Genomic DNA, 17,335 nt, shown 5'->3' with positions numbered 1-17,335 from the left:
AGCAATCCTCATCATAAAAGTGTTTCCGTTATCATGTATTACCGCCGGTTCATCAATAATTAATAATCTACTATATGAAGCACTGAATCATCTTCATTTAGCCTATAGTTGTTGCCAATCTTTTGTTTGTGGTACCTGTACTGCATGAGGATCTGGACCATATAGGTTATCACCTTGTTGACTTTCTCAACAAACGTGAACAAGATGAATGATAGGACCAGTACGAAAATCCATAAAACTGCAGCTCCGCCCTTGCCAATGTCATGTAAATGACGAACACTAACAGAAATAGTCAGAATGATAATAGCCAAGTAATAAAGTATTAGAAGGGAATAAAACATATCTGATTCTGTTACAGCCATCATAATAAAAATGGCAAATATGAATATGAATATGAATTAAATAGATAAAACATCCAATACTCTTTCCGAGTAGACTCTCCCACTAAAATTAGCGTAATTCTTCATTGCTTATGCATACCATTCCACATTAAAACCCCCGTTAATATATTTGTATAATGCAATTTTATTATATGACGAAATTTACCAGAATGATAGATAAAAAAGACCAGGCATTAAGACCGATCCAAAATGGCAATTGATCATCACTAATACTAAATGGGTCAGCAAGATATCCTACGATTGAAAGAGATCCGTCGTCGGATTTTCTATCTTCTTTACTAAGAAGGAAGGAATATCTTCTTTTCTGAAATACTCAGGCAACTCAACATTCCGTCTAGTACATTTTCCTCTTCTTAATCGACGTTTGAAGGATTTAGAAAGATACATATTCTGTTCTTCTACAGATAAATTCATAACTAGACGATACAATTCCAGTTCTAGTTGTTCCTTCTTACGCTCTTCCTGTTGCTTTGTAATTCTTTCTGCCGTCTCATCATAACTCATTCCATAACCAGTTCCAGAAGGATTACATTACTTTAATGCCTCAAGATACTCTTCGCCATCAGTGAGGAATTTGACTCGGTCAAAATCCCACTGATGTCCCATATCCGAATAAATCTTACCAAGAAAACCATGCGGAAATTGTTTTGCATGGTTAAAAGGTTCCGTAGCCAACTAAATTGAAAAGTCCCTTCTACTCTAGTAGCAGGGACTTCTTTCTAATTCAAAACCTTACTCAGCCTATCCCTTATCTCCTCCAGCTTGACCATGCAGAAGAGCCATGAATCTGCATGTAAATCTTAAGATTACGATTATAGACTTCTCTTAGAAACATGCCAAAAATTGGCTGATTCCCTGCGTTCTAAACCTCTTTACAGGAAACGACATCCCTACGACTAGATTCCCTATGTGCTACACTATTCAAACGTTTGATTAAAATAGCTTCAAGTGTTGGTCTATTCGTCATTCCCCTGCAAAGTGTGAAAAAAGATTGTCGAGTTTGAAAACAGAAACCTGTATACGAAAACTCACCTTTCCACAAATTCGGACCTTCTTCTCTTGAAATTACATAATCCTATTAAATTCACACTTTTACCCCATTACACAAACGTTTAATTAAAAATGGCTTCACTTCTCTCTAATCCTGAATTACTTACTTCTAACCTCTAAAAAATATGTCAATAGTTGTCTCTCCAAACTTATATGACACATGTACATAGACACCCCTGTTCGAGTAGCAACAATTTCTATTTGAAGTTAATTAAGACCTAAGTGGAGCAAAGTGCTAGGCTGTGCTAACCTTGGCACAGCCTTCTTTCCGTGGTTCTTCCTCATGCACGGACCTCCAATAAACAAACTAGTAAAAATAGTTTCGACCTAACTGTCCTTTTATCCTCTCAAACTATATATATAAGACGAAAGGAGGTGATTGAAGATGGCACAAGGATTACTAGAAACGACAAAGCTTCGGTTGGTATTTCAATCGGGAATTGATAACGAAGGAAATCCAATTTTGAAGTCTAAAACATTTAGCAATGTAACGAAAGCGGCAACCGCTGACCAGCTGTTCCAGGCAGCACAGGCGATCTCAGTTTTATGCAACGCTGACTTAAACAAAGTCGAACGCAATGACAGCTCGGAGATTATTGGTTAATGTTCAATAAAAATCAAAGGATGGGAGGTGAAAAGAAATGGCTAAAACCTTAGAATTGCAATTTGATACCGAGTTTGGAAAAACTGCGAAAATCACAGTGGACAATCCAAAGGAGCCAGTAGACGAAGCAGTGGTAAAACTCTCCATGGCACAGATTATTACAGCTAACGTATTTACTACAGGCAGCGGCAAGCTTACGTCTGCAAAAGGTGCAAGAGTCATCGACCGCAATGTAACTGACTATGAACTAGCATAATAACAGCAAGGCTGGGTTCTCTTGAACCTGGCCTTTTTGGAAGCGCGGGGACGGTTCTTACGCTTCGGAATCAAACCCTTAAGAGAAAGGCAGTGGTTCAGGATGGCGAAATATAGAATGATACATACAGATTTTTGGGAGAATCCGATCGTTATAGAGGAGTTTACTCCAGAGGACAAGTTTTTTTACCTATATCTACTTACAAATCCCTTTACAACTCAAATTGGAATCTATAAGATTACGAAAAAACAAATGGCATTTGATCTCGGTTATTCGATTGAGAGTGTTTATTCGTTAATGGAACGATTTATCCAGCATCACGAGTTGATTCGTTACAATCCTGAAACGAGAGAACTTGCGATTAAAAACTGGGGGAAAGATAACCTACAAAAAGTGGGAAAACCGGTGATGGATTGTATCTTTTCCGAGTTAAAGGAGGTAGAAGATCTCTCACTGATTCGATATGTATTGGACCCTATTCAAAGACAGGAAATTCGCAGCCTATATGAATCTTTCTGTGAACAAGAAGAAATGGTTTTCGACAATGAGGCTAGCGAGCAAGATGAAAATGATACATATCTAAATCCTCTATATGGAGAGCATGACGATACGTTGACGTATCGCTATACGATGCGTGGACAAAAAGAAAAAGAAGAAGAAAAAGAAAAACAACAACAAGAAGTTCTTCAGCCAAATATAGAGAACAATCCATTCGTAGTGGATCATCAAAATACAGATGATGTGAAAGAAATCATTGAGTTTTGGGATTACAACGGATTTGGTTTTACGAACATCAGTGCCAAACAGCAGCTGTTATCTTGGTTAGATAATTCTAGTTTCCTTCAGCCAAAAGATGTGATACTAAAAGCGATGAATATTGCATGTGCCAATAACAAGCGCAGTCTGGGTTATGTTTTTGCGATTCTTAAAAACTGGGAAATTGAATCTTTACTGACTGTTGAGGAAATTGATTCGTATCATCAGAACCAAAGGCCTGTACCTAAACATAGGGAATCTATCAAAGCGTTTTCTACCAGAAGACATATTCCAAGTGGATTTGAACCTGACCTTACGGCAGGAGAAGATCAGTAAGTATGCCGGAAACGTTATGGTCGTCTATAACCCTGATTGTCTACCTAACTTGGGCTTGGAAACAGAGTTCGGTCGTCTATAACCCTGATTGTCTACCTAACTTGGGCTTGGTAACGGAGTTCGGTCGTCTATAACCCCTATTGTCTACCCAACTTGGGCTTGGTAACGGAGTTCGGTCGTCTATAACCCCTATTGTCTACCCAACTTGGGCTTGGTAACGGAGTTCGGTCGTCTATAACCTTAGCTCGCCCTGTTCTTTGAAAAAAAATGTCCTTCATCTGGATATGAAGGACAAATTTAAATTGCGATTCTCCTGAAAAGAGTGTTTCCCTTGCTTTTTAACGTTCGTAAGTAAACCCATTACAAAATTGAAAAATCAGTATTTGTTTAGCTCCTGAATCGGAGTTTGAATGATGACTGGATTCTTTTTAGGATCCAACCATTTCAAGATGTTGACAACATTCGTTTGAGTAGTTGAAGTACATCCCAGCGTATATCCACTTCCAATGTGGAAGAAGATCGCACTACCTTTATACGGAGTTCGCTGTGTATTGTAGTTGATAACGAAACCATAGGTATAAGCTGCGATATTCATGTTTTCAGCACTCTTCCACTGACCTTGTGTTTTACTTCTTGATTGCCAAGTGTTGTAAAGTTTTGAAGCTGGATCATCCACCCATACATCATCGCTTGTGATTTTTCGATAAGGCATTTTGGTTCCTGGATTTCCATAACGTCCAAATGCGGTTCCAATGGAATACTTCCCAATTGGAGACTTTTTACCGCCTTCATTCATACTTGCGGCAGTGGCAAATCCATATTTACCAATATGGCCTGTTGTGGTTAAAACAGGAACCCATTTTCCTTGGGAGTTTCTCTCAAAGGTACGAATTTCAGCATTTGAGGTATTGTAACCGTTAGAAGTCACAAGAATTAACTGCTTGTTACTTCCTATTGTCTTTAACCCTTCCGCCAAATTTTTAGTCGGGGCTGCAGGCTTTTTAGTGGTTAGGTATTGATTGGATGCCCACCCTGTTTTACCAGCAACCGTTACTTTATCCCAAGAGCCTTTCGTTTCTGAAACAGTGACAGCTTGGTTTTGCTTAACGGTTGTGACAATGTTGTAGGTCGTTCCCGGACCTGTTCTGACATTCAATGTAGTCGCTGTTACGTATTTTGTTACGCTTGCCGCAGCTTGAACCGGTTTAACGACAAGAAATCCTGCAAATAAAACAAACATGGCAACAAAGATGGCTAATCCCTTTTTAAACATCTAATTATCTTCCCCATTCTAGTTATGATTAATCTATCTTTTATTATAAAACGATTATATCTTTCTATTTCAATAGAAAATAGGTATGAAGGTCTTAAAAGCGGGAATAGAGATGAAGTCTTAAATAGATTAGAAAAATCGGAAAATAGGTTTATCCTCTTTTCTTAAAAAGCTTCGTAAAAAGACGAAGAAAAAAGTTCTTTTTAGGTGCTTCGACCAGATTTTCAACATGGGGCTGATGGTGTTTGGTGAAAAAATCCCAAATGATTTCTGTTGCATTGGGGCCTGATGGATCCGTATAAGAACCATTTGAGCTCCCGCCAGACCATGCGTGCCCCATTTGATCAATCATCCATAGTTCCATTAAAAGTTCACCGCCCCTATCTCCGTATGCATGTTTCGTACAACTTCTTCCATTGATAAGGTCTGATTTGACCTGGAAAGGTGTAATATCAGCTCTTCCTTTACCACCTTCTACAAGAAAATTAGTTTGTGCCCACTGTATGATAACCTGCTGTCCATTAATGGGATGTACAATTGTATCGCAGATGCCATGGAAAACAATGACAGGCATTTTCTTCTTGAACTTTCCCATTTCCTGAAAAGCTCTGTTTCCGCATGCATAGGGGTCCGAAACGCCTTTTTGCATGCTTTCTGTAGCTGCCTTAGCCATCGGATCGGTTAGAAAAAATACATTAGCAGCATCATAGGGAAGTCCCGAACACACTCCGATACCGCTAAATACATCCGGATAGGTAACTCCAAGAATGCAAGCGAGTGCCGCACCTGCAGATAATCCCGCTGCGAACACCTTACCTGAATCGATGCGGTATCTACTTTTAACCTGATTAATGATTGCATTAATTAACCTGGGATGTCCCTCTCCACGGTGCTGATTTTTATCTAAAAACCAGTTCCAGCATCCAAATAGGTTATAACCAGCCGGATCCATAGGATTAAACAGGTGATTCATGTCAGGATAGAGTACGAGAAAATTTTCTTTTTCAGCAAGCTCATTCATATTTGTTCCAGCAGCAAAATCATCCGGAGATTGTTCACATCCATGAAGCATTACCATCAACGGAGTATCTTTGTCTTCTTGATATTCGCTCGGAACATAAAGTTTGTACCTAAAATTCTCATATGAAAAATCTAGAAATTCCCCCAACTCTATCAACCTTCCTAATTTAAACTATATGTTTCCATTATACTTCTACATTTTCCTTTTTTCGAAAGATAGCATTTTTTGAATTCTACTATACGTCAAACGCATTCAATATTGAAGCAAAAACAGGCTGCTCTACCTCCTACTATGTATTTTAAGAGATGAAAGATAAAAGAGGAAAGTAAATCCTTCTAATCACCTTTAGCCCTTATACCTAAAGTTTTACTATTGGACTAATGTATAAATTAAGGATAGCTGTCATGACAAACTTTATAAACGAGCCTGAGTACTTTTCTTGATTAAGGATGAATGCTTCCGAATTTCGTCAAGATTCGTTCAAGGCTATTCCTAATCAAACGTTTGATAAAATCCCCTGTAACCCCCGCTATAAAAGAGTTTTCATTTAACCCTCAATAAAAAGATTGTCTCATTTACAATTCTTTTTTTTAATAAACAAGCAATTATTTCCTAGAAAATGAGTAATTTCTACACTCTCCCCACTTTCCGACTAAATTTTAGCTTTTTCACCATTGATCAAACGTTTAATTAAAAACAGCTTCATTCCATTGAAATAGTGGATTGTTGAATCCCGGAACAGGAAAAAATTGTCGAGGAGTGTTGGAGGCATCAGAAGTTCATCTGGTAGGACTTAATCAAAATAAACTGTCCATTTAAAATGAACAGTTTATTCTCACTGATTTTCCCAGTGTGACACACAATTTTATTTTCGTTCTAATACAGAAATAAATTCCCGTAAATAGTCAGGCAGATCAGGCGGGCGGCGACTTGAAACAATGTGACCGTCAGTGACGACAGGCTCGTCATACCAGATGGCTCCTGCATTTTCCATATCATCCTTAATACCAGGTGTACTGGTTACTTTTTTACCTTCCAGAATTTTTGCGGAAATGAGGACCCACCCTGCATGGCAAATTTGACCGATCGGTTTTTCGCTGGCATTCATATCCTGAAGTAGACTAAGGACCTCAGGAAAACGGCGGATTTTATCAGGAGCCCATCCTCCAGGAACTAAAATGGCATCATAGTCCTCAGCCTTCACATCAGCATAAGCAAATTCGGACTTAGCGGGAACGCCATATTTACCAATATAGGTTTCGTTAGCAAGTTCTCCTGCTAAATGGACAACTGCCCCCTCTTCTTTAAGCCTTAAAATCGGGTACCAAAGTTCTAAATCCTCAAATTCATGATGAACCAAGCTGATAATTTTCTTCCCCTGTAAACGCATATCCCATTTCCTTTCCGTATCGTTTATTTTTGATTTTCTATTATAAACCTTACCATAAATAAACTATTAATAAAAAACGTTCGCTCCCGAAAGGGGAAACCATCCTCACCCCCTCTCATACTTCAATGCATCAGAAAAACAGAAACAAATTACCTGGCTAAAAGAAGGCGAATATAACTTTACATCTTTATTTGAATTTAACGGTTAACTGCCTCCTATGTCATGCTAATATGCATCTTTCCTTATGTTGATAAATGTACCCTTTCTCTTCTTTGGCCGCCAGGATAATCCCAATTTTGCAAAAAAACCAACAGAACTCTGTTGGCTTTTTGTTTCTCCGTGGAGAATCAGTATTTGTTTAGCTCCTGAATCGGAGTTTAAATGATGACTGGATTCTTTTTAGGATCCAACCATTTCAAGATGTTGACAACATTCGTTTGAGCAGTTGAAGTACATCCCAGCGTATAGCCACTTCCAACGTGGAAGAAAATTGCACTGCCTTTATTCGGAGTTCGTTGTGTAATGTAGTTGATAACGAAACCGTAGGTATATGCTGCGATATTCATGTTTTCGGCACTCTTCCATTGGCCTTATGTTTCACTTCTTGATTGCCAAGTGTTGTAAAGTTTTGAAGTTGGATCATCCACCCAAACATCATCGCTTGTGATTTTTCGATAAGGCATTTTGGTTCCTGGATTTCCATAACGTCCAAATGCGGTTCCAATTGAATACTTCCCAATTGGAGACTTATTACGGCCTTCACGCATACTTGCGGCAGTGGCAAATCCATATTTACCAATAGGTCCTGTGGTGGTTAAAACAGGTACCCATTTCCCTTGGGAATTTCTCTCGAAGGTACGAATTTCAGCATTTGGGGTATTGTAGCCATTAGAAGTGATAATAATTAACTGTTTGTTGCTTCCTACTGTCTTTAATCCTTCCGCCAAATTCTTAGTGGTTAGGTATTGGTTGGATGCCCAACCTTTTTTACCGCCAACAGTAATTTTATCCCAAGAGCCTTTCGTTTGTGAAACGGTAACGATTATTTCATTCTATTTCAATAGGAATTAAGTAGTACGTGTAAAAATGAAAAGCTGATTGGATTTCATTAATCCCAATCAGCTTTTCTTCTTTTAAAATCACTTAACCGTAATTTTTCTAGTAAGTATGGTTTTATTTCCTGATTTATCCGTCACCGAGTAGATCAAGGTGTAAGTACCTTTTTTCTTGGTATTCACCGTTCCTGTTATTTTTATGGCACTTGTTAAATTACCATCAACGTTATCTTTCGCAGTCACACCTGCTCTTGGATTAAACGCGGAGTTTAATTTTATAGTAATATTTACTGCCCCTGAAATCACAGGTTTAATATTATCGATGACAGTAATCTTTCTTGTCGCGGTTGTTACATTACCGGATGCATCCTTGACTGTGTAAACTAAGGTGTAAGTACCTTTTTTCTGCGTATTAACGGTACCTGTCACTTTAATTAATTTGGTCAAATCACCATCAACATTATCCTTCGCCGTTACACCGGACATTGGATTGAATGATGAGTTTATTGGAATGGTCTTGTTTATAGCCCCTAATATAACAGGTTTAACATTATCAATAACAGTTATTTTTCTTGTAACTGTTGATACATTCCCTGATTTATCCGCAACTGTATATGTTAATGTATAAACACCCTTTTTACTTGTGTTCACAGAACCATTTATTTTCATTGCACTTGTCAGGTCTCCATCAATGTTATCACGGGCTGTAACACCAAGCTTCGGGTCAAATTTTGTATTAATAGTGATGACCTTATCTGATGCTCCATTAATTATTGGCTTTATAGTATCCAGTACTGTTATTTTCCTTGTAACGGTTGTTGTATTTCTCGAACTATCTTTGACACTATATGTCAATAAATAGACACCTGGTTTCTTATTATCTATGCTACCAGTCACAACAATACTGGATGTAATATCCCCATCTACATTGTCTGTTGCCGTTACTCCACTTAATGCATTAAACGATTCTCCGACATTAATCGTTTTATCAGCTACGCCATTTATGATTGGCTTAACTGTATCCACTACTGTGACTTTTCTTGTTACGGTTGTTATATTTCCTGAACTATCCTTCACACTATATGTCAATAAATAGACACCTGGTTTCTTATTATCTACGCTGCCAGTAACAACGATACTGGATGTAATATCCCCATCTACATTGTCTGTTGCCGTTACTCCACTTAATGCATTAAACGATTCTCCAACATTAATCGTTTTATCAAATACACCATTTATGATTGGCCTTTGTGCATCTGTTACACTTATTTCTTTTACTTCACTTGTATTTCCCGCTTTATCTTTCGCGGTCACCATTAATTTTGTCCCTGCTTTTTGGGTAGGAATAGAAACTGAGAATTTCCCATCTGTTCCAGTTGTTCCAGAGCCAATTAACGAGCTATTCACTTTCACTTCAACTGTAGAGCCAGCCTCCGCTTGCCCAGTAACAGAACCATCTCTGTCACTTACAATATTAACCATTGGTACTGCCGGTGCTGTAACATCTTTTACCGTTACATTTGTGGCTGTACTTATATTTCCTGCTGCATCTTTTGCATACACTTGAATTAGTGTGTCTGCAGGCTGTTTAGAGATACTGATCGTGAAATCTCCTGTATTACTGCTAGTGGTGCTGCCAAGTTGATTTTGCCCTACTTTGGCAAAAACAGTTGCATTAGGTTCAGCCGTTCCTTTGATTTGAGTATCGGAATCACCAACCGGGTTTACATTCGGGCTTGCTGGTGGAGTTGTATCCAACCCTGTTCCAGGAATATTGGCAATCGTATAAGTAATATCCTGTCCTTTATTGGCAGGGATCGATAGTCCATCCTTTGAATTGAAGGCTGCCACAATCGCCCCTCCACCACGAAGATTAATATTACTTCCTTGATAAACTTTTTCCTTCAACGTGTTAAAAGTAGAAACATCTTTGAATCCATAAACCCCTGTAGATTGCTTTAATAATAAGGCCATTCGAAAATTGGTCATTAATTTCCCAAAAGTTATATCTGAACTAATATACTTTTTAGCAACATCCTCAATTGCTTTATAGTCACTATTTGGATCTGTTAATATCTCTCTAAAAATCTTATCTCCCTGATTGGCTTGAACTTTAATATATTGTGCAAAAAGATAGGACAAGGCATAATTCGATAAAACATCACCGCTATAATCCCAGTACAATAGGGAATGTCCATTTTGAATGGATGAAGAGGAGTTATAGTAGTCGATACGATCGGTGAGTCCTTTACCTAAATAAATTTGTTCTGCAGCCATGGATAGACCCTCATCTAACCAGGTATCGGTATCACTTTTTCCTTCTATAAGAACATTTTCATTATAATTGACCATATGTTGAAATTCATGGGCCAACGTAGAGTATACGTTTGAAACATCTTTTGTAGAACTCATGCCCATGGATGGGTACGTATCAATATAGAATATTTCAGAATGATTAGAATAGGAGACGTTATACAAATCTGCTGCCCCAAAATAACCTGCTACATATCCGCCGCTTCCTGAAAAACCATCTTGAATGTCATAACATAGAATATTCACCTTCCCATCATGGTCAACATCTGATTCAGAACCAAAATTATTCACAACCGTGGAATAGATTTTATTATCAAATTCTTGTCCTAGTTTGGCAGCATCTGCATCGGTGATCTGGTTATTATTAACCCATATATTTGCCTTTGAACCACTATAAGCTAACTTTGTGTTAATTTGATAATTCGAATCATCAGTTAAGTCTGTAACCCAAAAATATTTATAATCCCCTACTTGATAAGATGGATTTCTGGTGAGTAAACTTTTCCTAATTAATTTTCCTTTGTTGTTAACACTATCAAAATGCTTATTATAATCTACTTTATAAACACTTGGTTTTAAATTTTTAGTAGATAAGTTATTCATTGCTTCAATATTAAAAGCTCCTGTTGGCTCTGTCGAATTTCCATTGGTAGATTCATTGCTTATAACAGCATATCGATCATTACCTGAGATTGTTCCACCAGATGTATAAAAAGGATTAGCTACCTTAAAGGTTATTACATCTGAATAGTATGCATCATAACTATTTTTTGATACTCCTACTCTCATATATATATAACGTTGATTTTGGTAGCTGGATTTGGCTACAGAGGTATTTAAATTAACAGCGTTATACCCATATGTATTGTAAGTCGTATCCCCCACATAATTTAAGGAATTTGAGGCTTCTTTATAAAATTCAATGCTTATATATCTATCTTTAATATAAGAATATTGAGATCGATAAGCTAAGCTTATTGTCATATAGTCTGTACCAATAGTAGAAGTAGTTATATCGGTAAAATTAATAGAGTGATAATAATTGTTACTGTCCCATAAATATCCAGCCAACCCTCCCTTGGCTATAAGCGGATAACTAGAGGGATCAAGATAATTAGCCTCCTTTTTTAAGGACTTTCCTGGAGTGTTCCCACTCTCAAGGTTCGAGCTCATGCTTTTTACTGACTGTGGAGAAGCCTCTGCTGCAAACGCAGCCCCTGGTACAATGAACAGTTGCAGAGCTAATATAATTGCTATAATTTTCTTCAAAAAACAAACCTCCTTCATAAATTCTATTAATCTATCATTCTAAATATCTCACATCTCTAAAACGATTTAGCCCTAAATCAAGAAGCACTTATTAGTTAGTGCCTCTCGACTTATAAAGGGCTGTACTCTTTCTACTGAACTTTCACAGAGGTAGCAGCACTAACATTTTTAGCTGCATCTGTTGAATATACACTTACAATAGTATTTTTCCTTTGTGCCTTAACTTTTACTGAAAATCTACCATATTTATCGGCTTTCCCAGTACCAATGATAGTACTTCCAACTTTAATTGTAATAGTTGAATAAGCCTCTGCAGTTCCAGTTATCGTTATTGTCGTACTTTTTACAATGTTTACCTTTGGCTTAGCTGGAGGCGTCTTATCCATTACACTCATTATTTTTGCTGCACTTACATTTCCAACCGCATCTTTAGCCGTTACCGAAACCTTTGTTCCCGCTCTTTGAAGTGGAATCAAAATCTTAAAGTTTCCTAGGTTGTCTGCTTTTGCCTGATATTTCTTTATTCCAATCATAATGGTTACAGTTGCACTAGCTTCTGTTTTCCCGGTAACCATTTTCGTTTGGTCTGTGATCAGATTAACAGTCGGTACCATAGGTGCGGTCTTATCCAAAACAGTTAACGTAACTGCTGGACTGATATTTCCTGCTGTATCTACTGCGGTTACGATGACTTTAGTTCCCGCTTTTTGAAGTGGTATCGCAATCTTAAAGTTTCCTAGGTTGTCTACTTTTGCCTGATATTTCTTTATTCCAATCATAATGGTTACAGTTGCACTAGCTTCTGTCTTCCCAGTAACGATTTTCGTTTGGTCTGTTATAGGATTAACAGTAGGAGCCATAGGTGTTGTCTTATCTAAAACAGTTAACGTAACTGCTGGACTGATATTTCCTGCTGTATCTACTGCGGTTACGATGATTTTAGTTCCCGCTTTTTGAAGTGGAATTATTATTTTAAAGTTTCCTAGGTTATCAGCCTTTGAACTAAACTTCATGTTTCCAATCATGGCCGTTATTAATGCACCAGCTTCTGTTTTCCCTGTAATTTCTTTTAACTTATCGGAAACTGGATTAACTGTTGGAGCAGAAGGTGCTGTCCTATCCACGATGGTCACAGTAGTTGGTTCACTGATATTGCCATCTGTATCTTTGGCTGTAACCTGCAAAATCGTACCCACTTTTTGCATTGGGATTATAATAGAGAATTTACCATCTGCTCCTGCTGTACTAGAACCGATGGCGGTTCCGTTCACTTTCACTTCTACCGTTGAACCAGCTTCCGCATGACCGGTAACATTTGTTGCCCTGTCGGTTACCTCGTTCACAACTGGTTTTGCTGGAGAAGTGACATCTTTCACTACAACGGTTACAGATTCACTCACGTTTCCGGCTTGATCTGTTGCGATAACGACTAGCTTTGTCCCCGCTTTTTGGACTGGAATTATGACGGAGAACTTACCATCTGCTTTGGTTATTCCAGAACCAATGACAGAACCATTTACTTTGATTTCCACCTTAGAGCCGATTTCCGCTTGACCAGTTGCAGTCGTTGACTTATCTGTTACTTGATTTACCACTGGTTTTGCTGGTGAAGTGAGATCTTTCACTACTACTGTAGTTGCTTCACTTATATTACCAGCCTTATCTGTCACTGTTACAACTAGTTGTGTTCCCGCCTTTTGTATTGGAATCGTGACGGAAAACTGACCATCTGTTCCAGTTATTCCAGAGCCAATCACAGAGCCATTCACTTTGATTTCCACTTTAGAACCGATTTCCGCCTGACCAGTTGCAGCCGTTGATTTATCTGTTACTTCATTTACTACTGGTTTTGCTGGTGTAGTGACATCTTTAACTTCGACTGTCGTAGTTTCACTTGCATTCCCTGCAGGATCTGTTGCTGTTACCACTAACTGGGTCCCTGCTTTTTGGACTGGGATTTTAATTGAAAACTTTCCATCCATTCCAGCCGTTTCGGAGCCAATAACAGATCCACTTACTTTAACTTCCACCTTAGAACCAGCTTCTGCTTGGCCAGAAACACTTGTTGTTTTATCGGTTACCTCATTCACGACCGGTTTTGCTGGTGACGTAACATCTTTAACGACAACCGAAGTTACATCGCTAACGTTCCCAGTCGGATCTATTGATGTTACGGTTAGTTGTATCCCTGCCTTTTGAACCGGAATCGTAATGGAGAACTTGCCATCGATTCCTGCGGTTCCGGAGCCAATCAAAGTGCCATTTAACTTGATTTCTACTTTCGAACCAGGTTCTGCCTGCCCAGTAACTGCTGTTGACTTATCTGTTACTTCATTTACGATTGGTTTCACTGGGGAAGTAATATCTTTAACCACCACTGTAGTTGCTTCGCCCACGTTTCCTGCTTGATCTGTTGATGTTATGACTAGTTGCGTCCCTGCTTTTTGGACTGGTATCCCTATGGAGAATATACCATCGATTCCAGATGTCCCCGAACCAATTGCAGTACCGTTCAGCTTGACCTCCACTTTTGAGCCCGCCTCTGCCTTGCCAGTAATAGCTGTTGACTTATCTGTTACTTCATTTACAACTGGTTTTGCCGGAGAAGTAACATCTTTAACCACAACCGGTGTAGCTTCACTCACATTTCCCGCCTGATCTGTTGCCGTTACGACTAGTTGCGTCCCCGCTTTTTGAACTGGAATGCTTAAGGAGAACTTACCATCTGATCCAGTTGTTCCTGTTCCAATAACAGAATCATTTACTTTGATTTTTACACTTGATCCGATTTCTGCCTGACCAGTGACAGCTGTTGATTTATCTGTTACTTCATTTACGACTGGTTTTGCTGGTGATGTAACATCTTTAACCTCAACAATTGCAGTTTCGCTCACATTACCTGAACTATCTGTAGCCGTTATTAGTAGCTTAGTCCCTGCCTTTTGTACTGGGATTGTAATCGAAAACTTCCCATCCGCTCCGACATTTGCTGATCCAATAATAGAACTACTTACTTTGATTTCAACGTTAGAACCAGCTTCTGCCTGTCCTGTTACCGTATTTGACTTTTCAGATACGTCATTTACGACAGGTTTAACTGGGGCTGTTATATCCTTCACGACTTTCGTAGTTGTCTCGCTCACATTACCTGAACCATCAGTAGCGATAATCGCTAGTTGAGTTCCTGCTTTTTGTACAGCAATTGAAACGGAGAACTCTCCATCTGGACCCGTTGTTCCTGAGCCAATGACAGCACCATTTACTTTGACTTCTACTTTCGAAGCAACTTCAGCCTCTCCTGTTACAACGTTTGCTTGATCAGTTACCTCATTTACAACTGGTTTTACCGGCGAAGTGACATCTTTGACCACAATCGTAGCAGTTTCACTCACATTTCCGGCATTATCCGTTGCCGTTACTACTAATTGAGTTCCAGCTTTTTGTACAGGAATGATAATAGTGAACTTTCCATCCGCTTCCACTGTATTTGAGCCAACCAGTGTATCATTTAGCATAATATCCACCTTGGCCCCTGACTCCGTCTGACCAGAAACGGAAGTATCCTTATCGGTTACCTCATTTACATCTGGTTTAGCAGGAGACGTACCATCTTTTACGTCATAGGTAATGGCCTCACTTATATTACCTGCATGATCTGTAGCGGTAATGACTAATTCCGTGCCGGCTTTTTGAACTGAGACCGCAGCAGAGAACTTCCCATCCGATCCAGTTGTAGCTGACCCAATAAGAACACCATTTACTTTTATTTGCACAGTAGAACCAGCTTCAGCTAGCCCTGTAATTACAGTATCTTTGTCAGTCACCTCATCGACAGTTGGTTTTGATGGAGGGGTAACATCTTTGACAGTTATAGTTGTCGAATTACTTACGTTCCCTGAACTATCTGTTGCAGTAACGATTAATTGAGCTCCTGCCTTTTGTACAGGAATAGCTATGGAAAAATTCCCATCCGTCCCTGCGGTACCAGAACCAATAACCAAACCATTAACTTTAATGTCCACCTTCGATCCAGCCTCAGCAACACCTGTTACTGCTTGATCATTATCGGTAACATCATTCAAAGTTGGATTTGCTGGTGGTGTTAAATCTTTTACTTTCACTTGCTTTGAAGCAATCAGTTCATTATTAGTATTGTAAACTTCAAATGTTAGAGTACTATTTTCGATCAAATTATTTCCCTGTATGTAAAAATAACCTTGACCATTTGAAGTTCCAGTTCCTATTACACTATTATTTTCTAATATTTTTATAGTTGAATTCGGTACAGTAATGCCAGAAATCGTTTGTGTATATTTTGTGATTTCATCAATAGTTAGATCTGGAATAACCTTGTAGGAATAGTAATAAGAATAACCAAATAAATCTGTTATTTTTACAGATAAGGTATCACTACTTCCAACATAAAAGTCATTCAGCCTAAATGTCCCATCATTCCTTAATGCTATAGCTTGTCCATTTATTGCTACGCTAACAAACGGTAGTGTGGCACCGGTTAGGTTTAATTTGCCATTGTTGCTGACTAGCGGTGTTCCATATAGCGTTAATGGGACATCTGTTAACACACGTCCACTGACATACATGCTAGAGATATAGTTTGTACCTGTGAATATCGCTTGTCCGTTTGATGGTGTGTAATATCCAAAGTAGACACTATTCGCATATAGGCTACCAACTAAATTAAGTCCACCATAACTTCTTAAACCACCAAGTACATAAATATTGCCGTAGATCGTCACATTACTACTTATCGTTAATGTGACCCCTGGTTTAATATAAACGTTGTTACTTATCGTTTTATTTGACCATGTCTCATTTGTTGAGACTATATAACTATTTAATGGCGTAATAGGTTTAAGGACAGAAAAAGTTCCCGCGCTCAAATCGACAGCATCTGATTTTACAACGGTAGAATTATTATTAGTATCTTTAATCTCAATTGAGTCTACCTTCCATTTTCCTGCTTCTGTATTACTATCGATCGCCATCTGACCAACAAAACGCTGTCCATTATAGGATAATGTCACCGAACGTTTAGATTGACTAATCGGTGATATGTAATTAATAGTTGCAGACTGGAGATTGGTATCGTCGGATGCGTCTACATAGATATTTAGATTGTCACCTGATTCAACTGTACTCTTATCGATAGAAAGGGCCGAGAATATAGGTGGATTATTTTCTGTAATAGCAGTAAATTGACCACTTCTTAATTTATTTTCATAATCAGAATAACTTGGTAAATATGTTACATTATCCGATGTATCATAAACATAAACACTGGATATCTTATATGTTCCTGCTTCTGAATTTGACGTAATCGTGTAGGAGCCCTCATATGAATTCGTTAAAGAATTGTAATTCGGATAAATTCCGATCGTTTTATTTGTAATAGGTGACTTGTAGTAGACATACACACGGCTTACTCCAACGTTATCCGTCGCCTTTACACTTATTTTGACAGATTCTCCAGCCTTCACTTCTGTTTTATCTACTTGTATACTATCAAGGACCGGATTGGTTACATCTGCCGTTGTACCCGATACTGTAAATTGACCACTTCCTAATTTATTTTCATAATCGGAATAACTTG

12 protein-coding genes are annotated in these 17,335 nt (G+C 38.4%); 3 read left to right on the top strand and 9 right to left on the bottom strand.

Translation table 11 applies throughout. The annotated features are described in order from the left end of the window. Positions 1-59: 59 nt before the first annotated feature. Both M3226_RS32850 and M3226_RS25080 read right to left on the bottom strand, forming a co-directional pair. The gene (locus M3226_RS32850; RefSeq protein ID WP_374110689.1) at positions 60-383 is read right to left on the bottom strand and encodes a DUF805 domain-containing protein; all 324 of its coding nucleotides are present in this window, start codon (positions 381-383) and stop codon (positions 60-62) included. A 252-nt stretch (positions 384-635) separates the two neighbouring features. Continuing rightward, entirely contained in the window at positions 636-905 is a 270-nt protein-coding gene (locus tag M3226_RS25080; protein ID WP_251571372.1) for a hypothetical protein, read from the bottom strand. Positions 906-1,836: 931 nt separating this feature from the next. On the opposite strand from M3226_RS25080, the gene M3226_RS25075 reads away from it, so the two are divergent. The 3 genes from M3226_RS25075 to M3226_RS25065 all read left to right on the top strand — a co-directional run bounded on the left by M3226_RS25075 (position 1,837) and on the right by M3226_RS25065 (position 3,403). Then, on the top strand, positions 1,837-2,055 hold the full coding sequence (locus M3226_RS25075; protein WP_251571371.1) for a DUF1659 domain-containing protein: 219 nt from the start codon (positions 1,837-1,839) through the stop codon (positions 2,053-2,055). Between the two features lie 37 nt (positions 2,056-2,092). Then, positions 2,093-2,311 (top strand): DUF2922 domain-containing protein, encoded by a 219-nt coding sequence (locus M3226_RS25070; RefSeq protein ID WP_251571370.1) that lies wholly within the window; start codon positions 2,093-2,095, stop codon positions 2,309-2,311. A 102-nt stretch (positions 2,312-2,413) separates the two neighbouring features. Continuing rightward, complete coding sequence (locus M3226_RS25065) at positions 2,414-3,403, top strand: DnaD domain protein (protein WP_251571369.1); 990 nt, start codon at positions 2,414-2,416, stop codon at positions 3,401-3,403. Positions 3,404-3,779: 376 nt separating this feature from the next. On the opposite strand, the gene M3226_RS25060 is transcribed toward M3226_RS25065, so the two are convergent. From M3226_RS25060 to M3226_RS25030, 7 genes are all read right to left on the bottom strand, one after another. Next, entirely contained in the window at positions 3,780-4,676 is an 897-nt protein-coding gene (locus M3226_RS25060; RefSeq protein ID WP_251571368.1) for an SH3 domain-containing protein, read from the bottom strand. A gap of 151 nt (positions 4,677-4,827) precedes the next feature. After that, complete coding sequence (locus M3226_RS25055; RefSeq protein WP_251571367.1) at positions 4,828-5,844, bottom strand: extracellular catalytic domain type 1 short-chain-length polyhydroxyalkanoate depolymerase; 1,017 nt, start codon at positions 5,842-5,844, stop codon at positions 4,828-4,830. A gap of 718 nt (positions 5,845-6,562) precedes the next feature. Continuing rightward, positions 6,563-7,087, bottom strand: coding sequence for a type 1 glutamine amidotransferase domain-containing protein (locus M3226_RS25050; RefSeq protein ID WP_251571366.1), 525 nt, complete (start codon positions 7,085-7,087; stop codon positions 6,563-6,565). Between the two features lie 377 nt (positions 7,088-7,464). Further along, entirely contained in the window at positions 7,465-7,653 is a 189-nt protein-coding gene (locus M3226_RS25045; RefSeq protein WP_251571365.1) for a hypothetical protein, read from the bottom strand. A 24-nt stretch (positions 7,654-7,677) separates the two neighbouring features. Then, on the bottom strand, positions 7,678-8,034 hold the full coding sequence (locus M3226_RS25040; RefSeq protein WP_251571364.1) for a hypothetical protein: 357 nt from the start codon (positions 8,032-8,034) through the stop codon (positions 7,678-7,680). Positions 8,035-8,226: 192 nt separating this feature from the next. Beyond that, positions 8,227-11,724, bottom strand: a complete 3,498-nt coding sequence (locus tag M3226_RS25035; protein WP_251571363.1) for an immunoglobulin-like domain-containing protein — start codon at positions 11,722-11,724, stop codon at positions 8,227-8,229. A 131-nt stretch (positions 11,725-11,855) separates the two neighbouring features. After that, positions 11,856-17,335 (bottom strand): Ig-like domain-containing protein (locus tag M3226_RS25030; protein WP_251571362.1); only part of this gene is annotated, 5,480 nt, incomplete at its 5' end.

Source organism: Neobacillus cucumis, from assembly GCF_023715505.1.
The sequence above is the reverse complement of the archived record's forward strand: the minus strand, read 5'-3'. Positions and strand labels throughout refer to the sequence as shown.

Coding starts and splice junctions, on each gene's coding strand:
- M3226_RS25070 (WP_251571370.1), top strand. CDS start 2,093: ATGGCTAAAACCTTAGAATTGCAATTTGATACCGAGTTTGGAAAAACT.
- M3226_RS25080 (WP_251571372.1), bottom strand. CDS start 905: ATGAGTTATGATGAGACGGCAGAAAGAATTACAAAGCAACAGGAAGAG.
- M3226_RS25060 (WP_251571368.1), bottom strand. CDS start 4,676: ATGTTTAAAAAGGGATTAGCCATCTTTGTTGCCATGTTTGTTTTATTT.
- M3226_RS25065 (WP_251571369.1), top strand. CDS start 2,414: ATGGCGAAATATAGAATGATACATACAGATTTTTGGGAGAATCCGATC.
- M3226_RS25050 (WP_251571366.1), bottom strand. CDS start 7,087: ATGCGTTTACAGGGGAAGAAAATTATCAGCTTGGTTCATCATGAATTT.
- M3226_RS25045 (WP_251571365.1), bottom strand. CDS start 7,653: ATGAATATCGCAGCATATACCTACGGTTTCGTTATCAACTACATTACA.
- M3226_RS25075 (WP_251571371.1), top strand. CDS start 1,837: ATGGCACAAGGATTACTAGAAACGACAAAGCTTCGGTTGGTATTTCAA.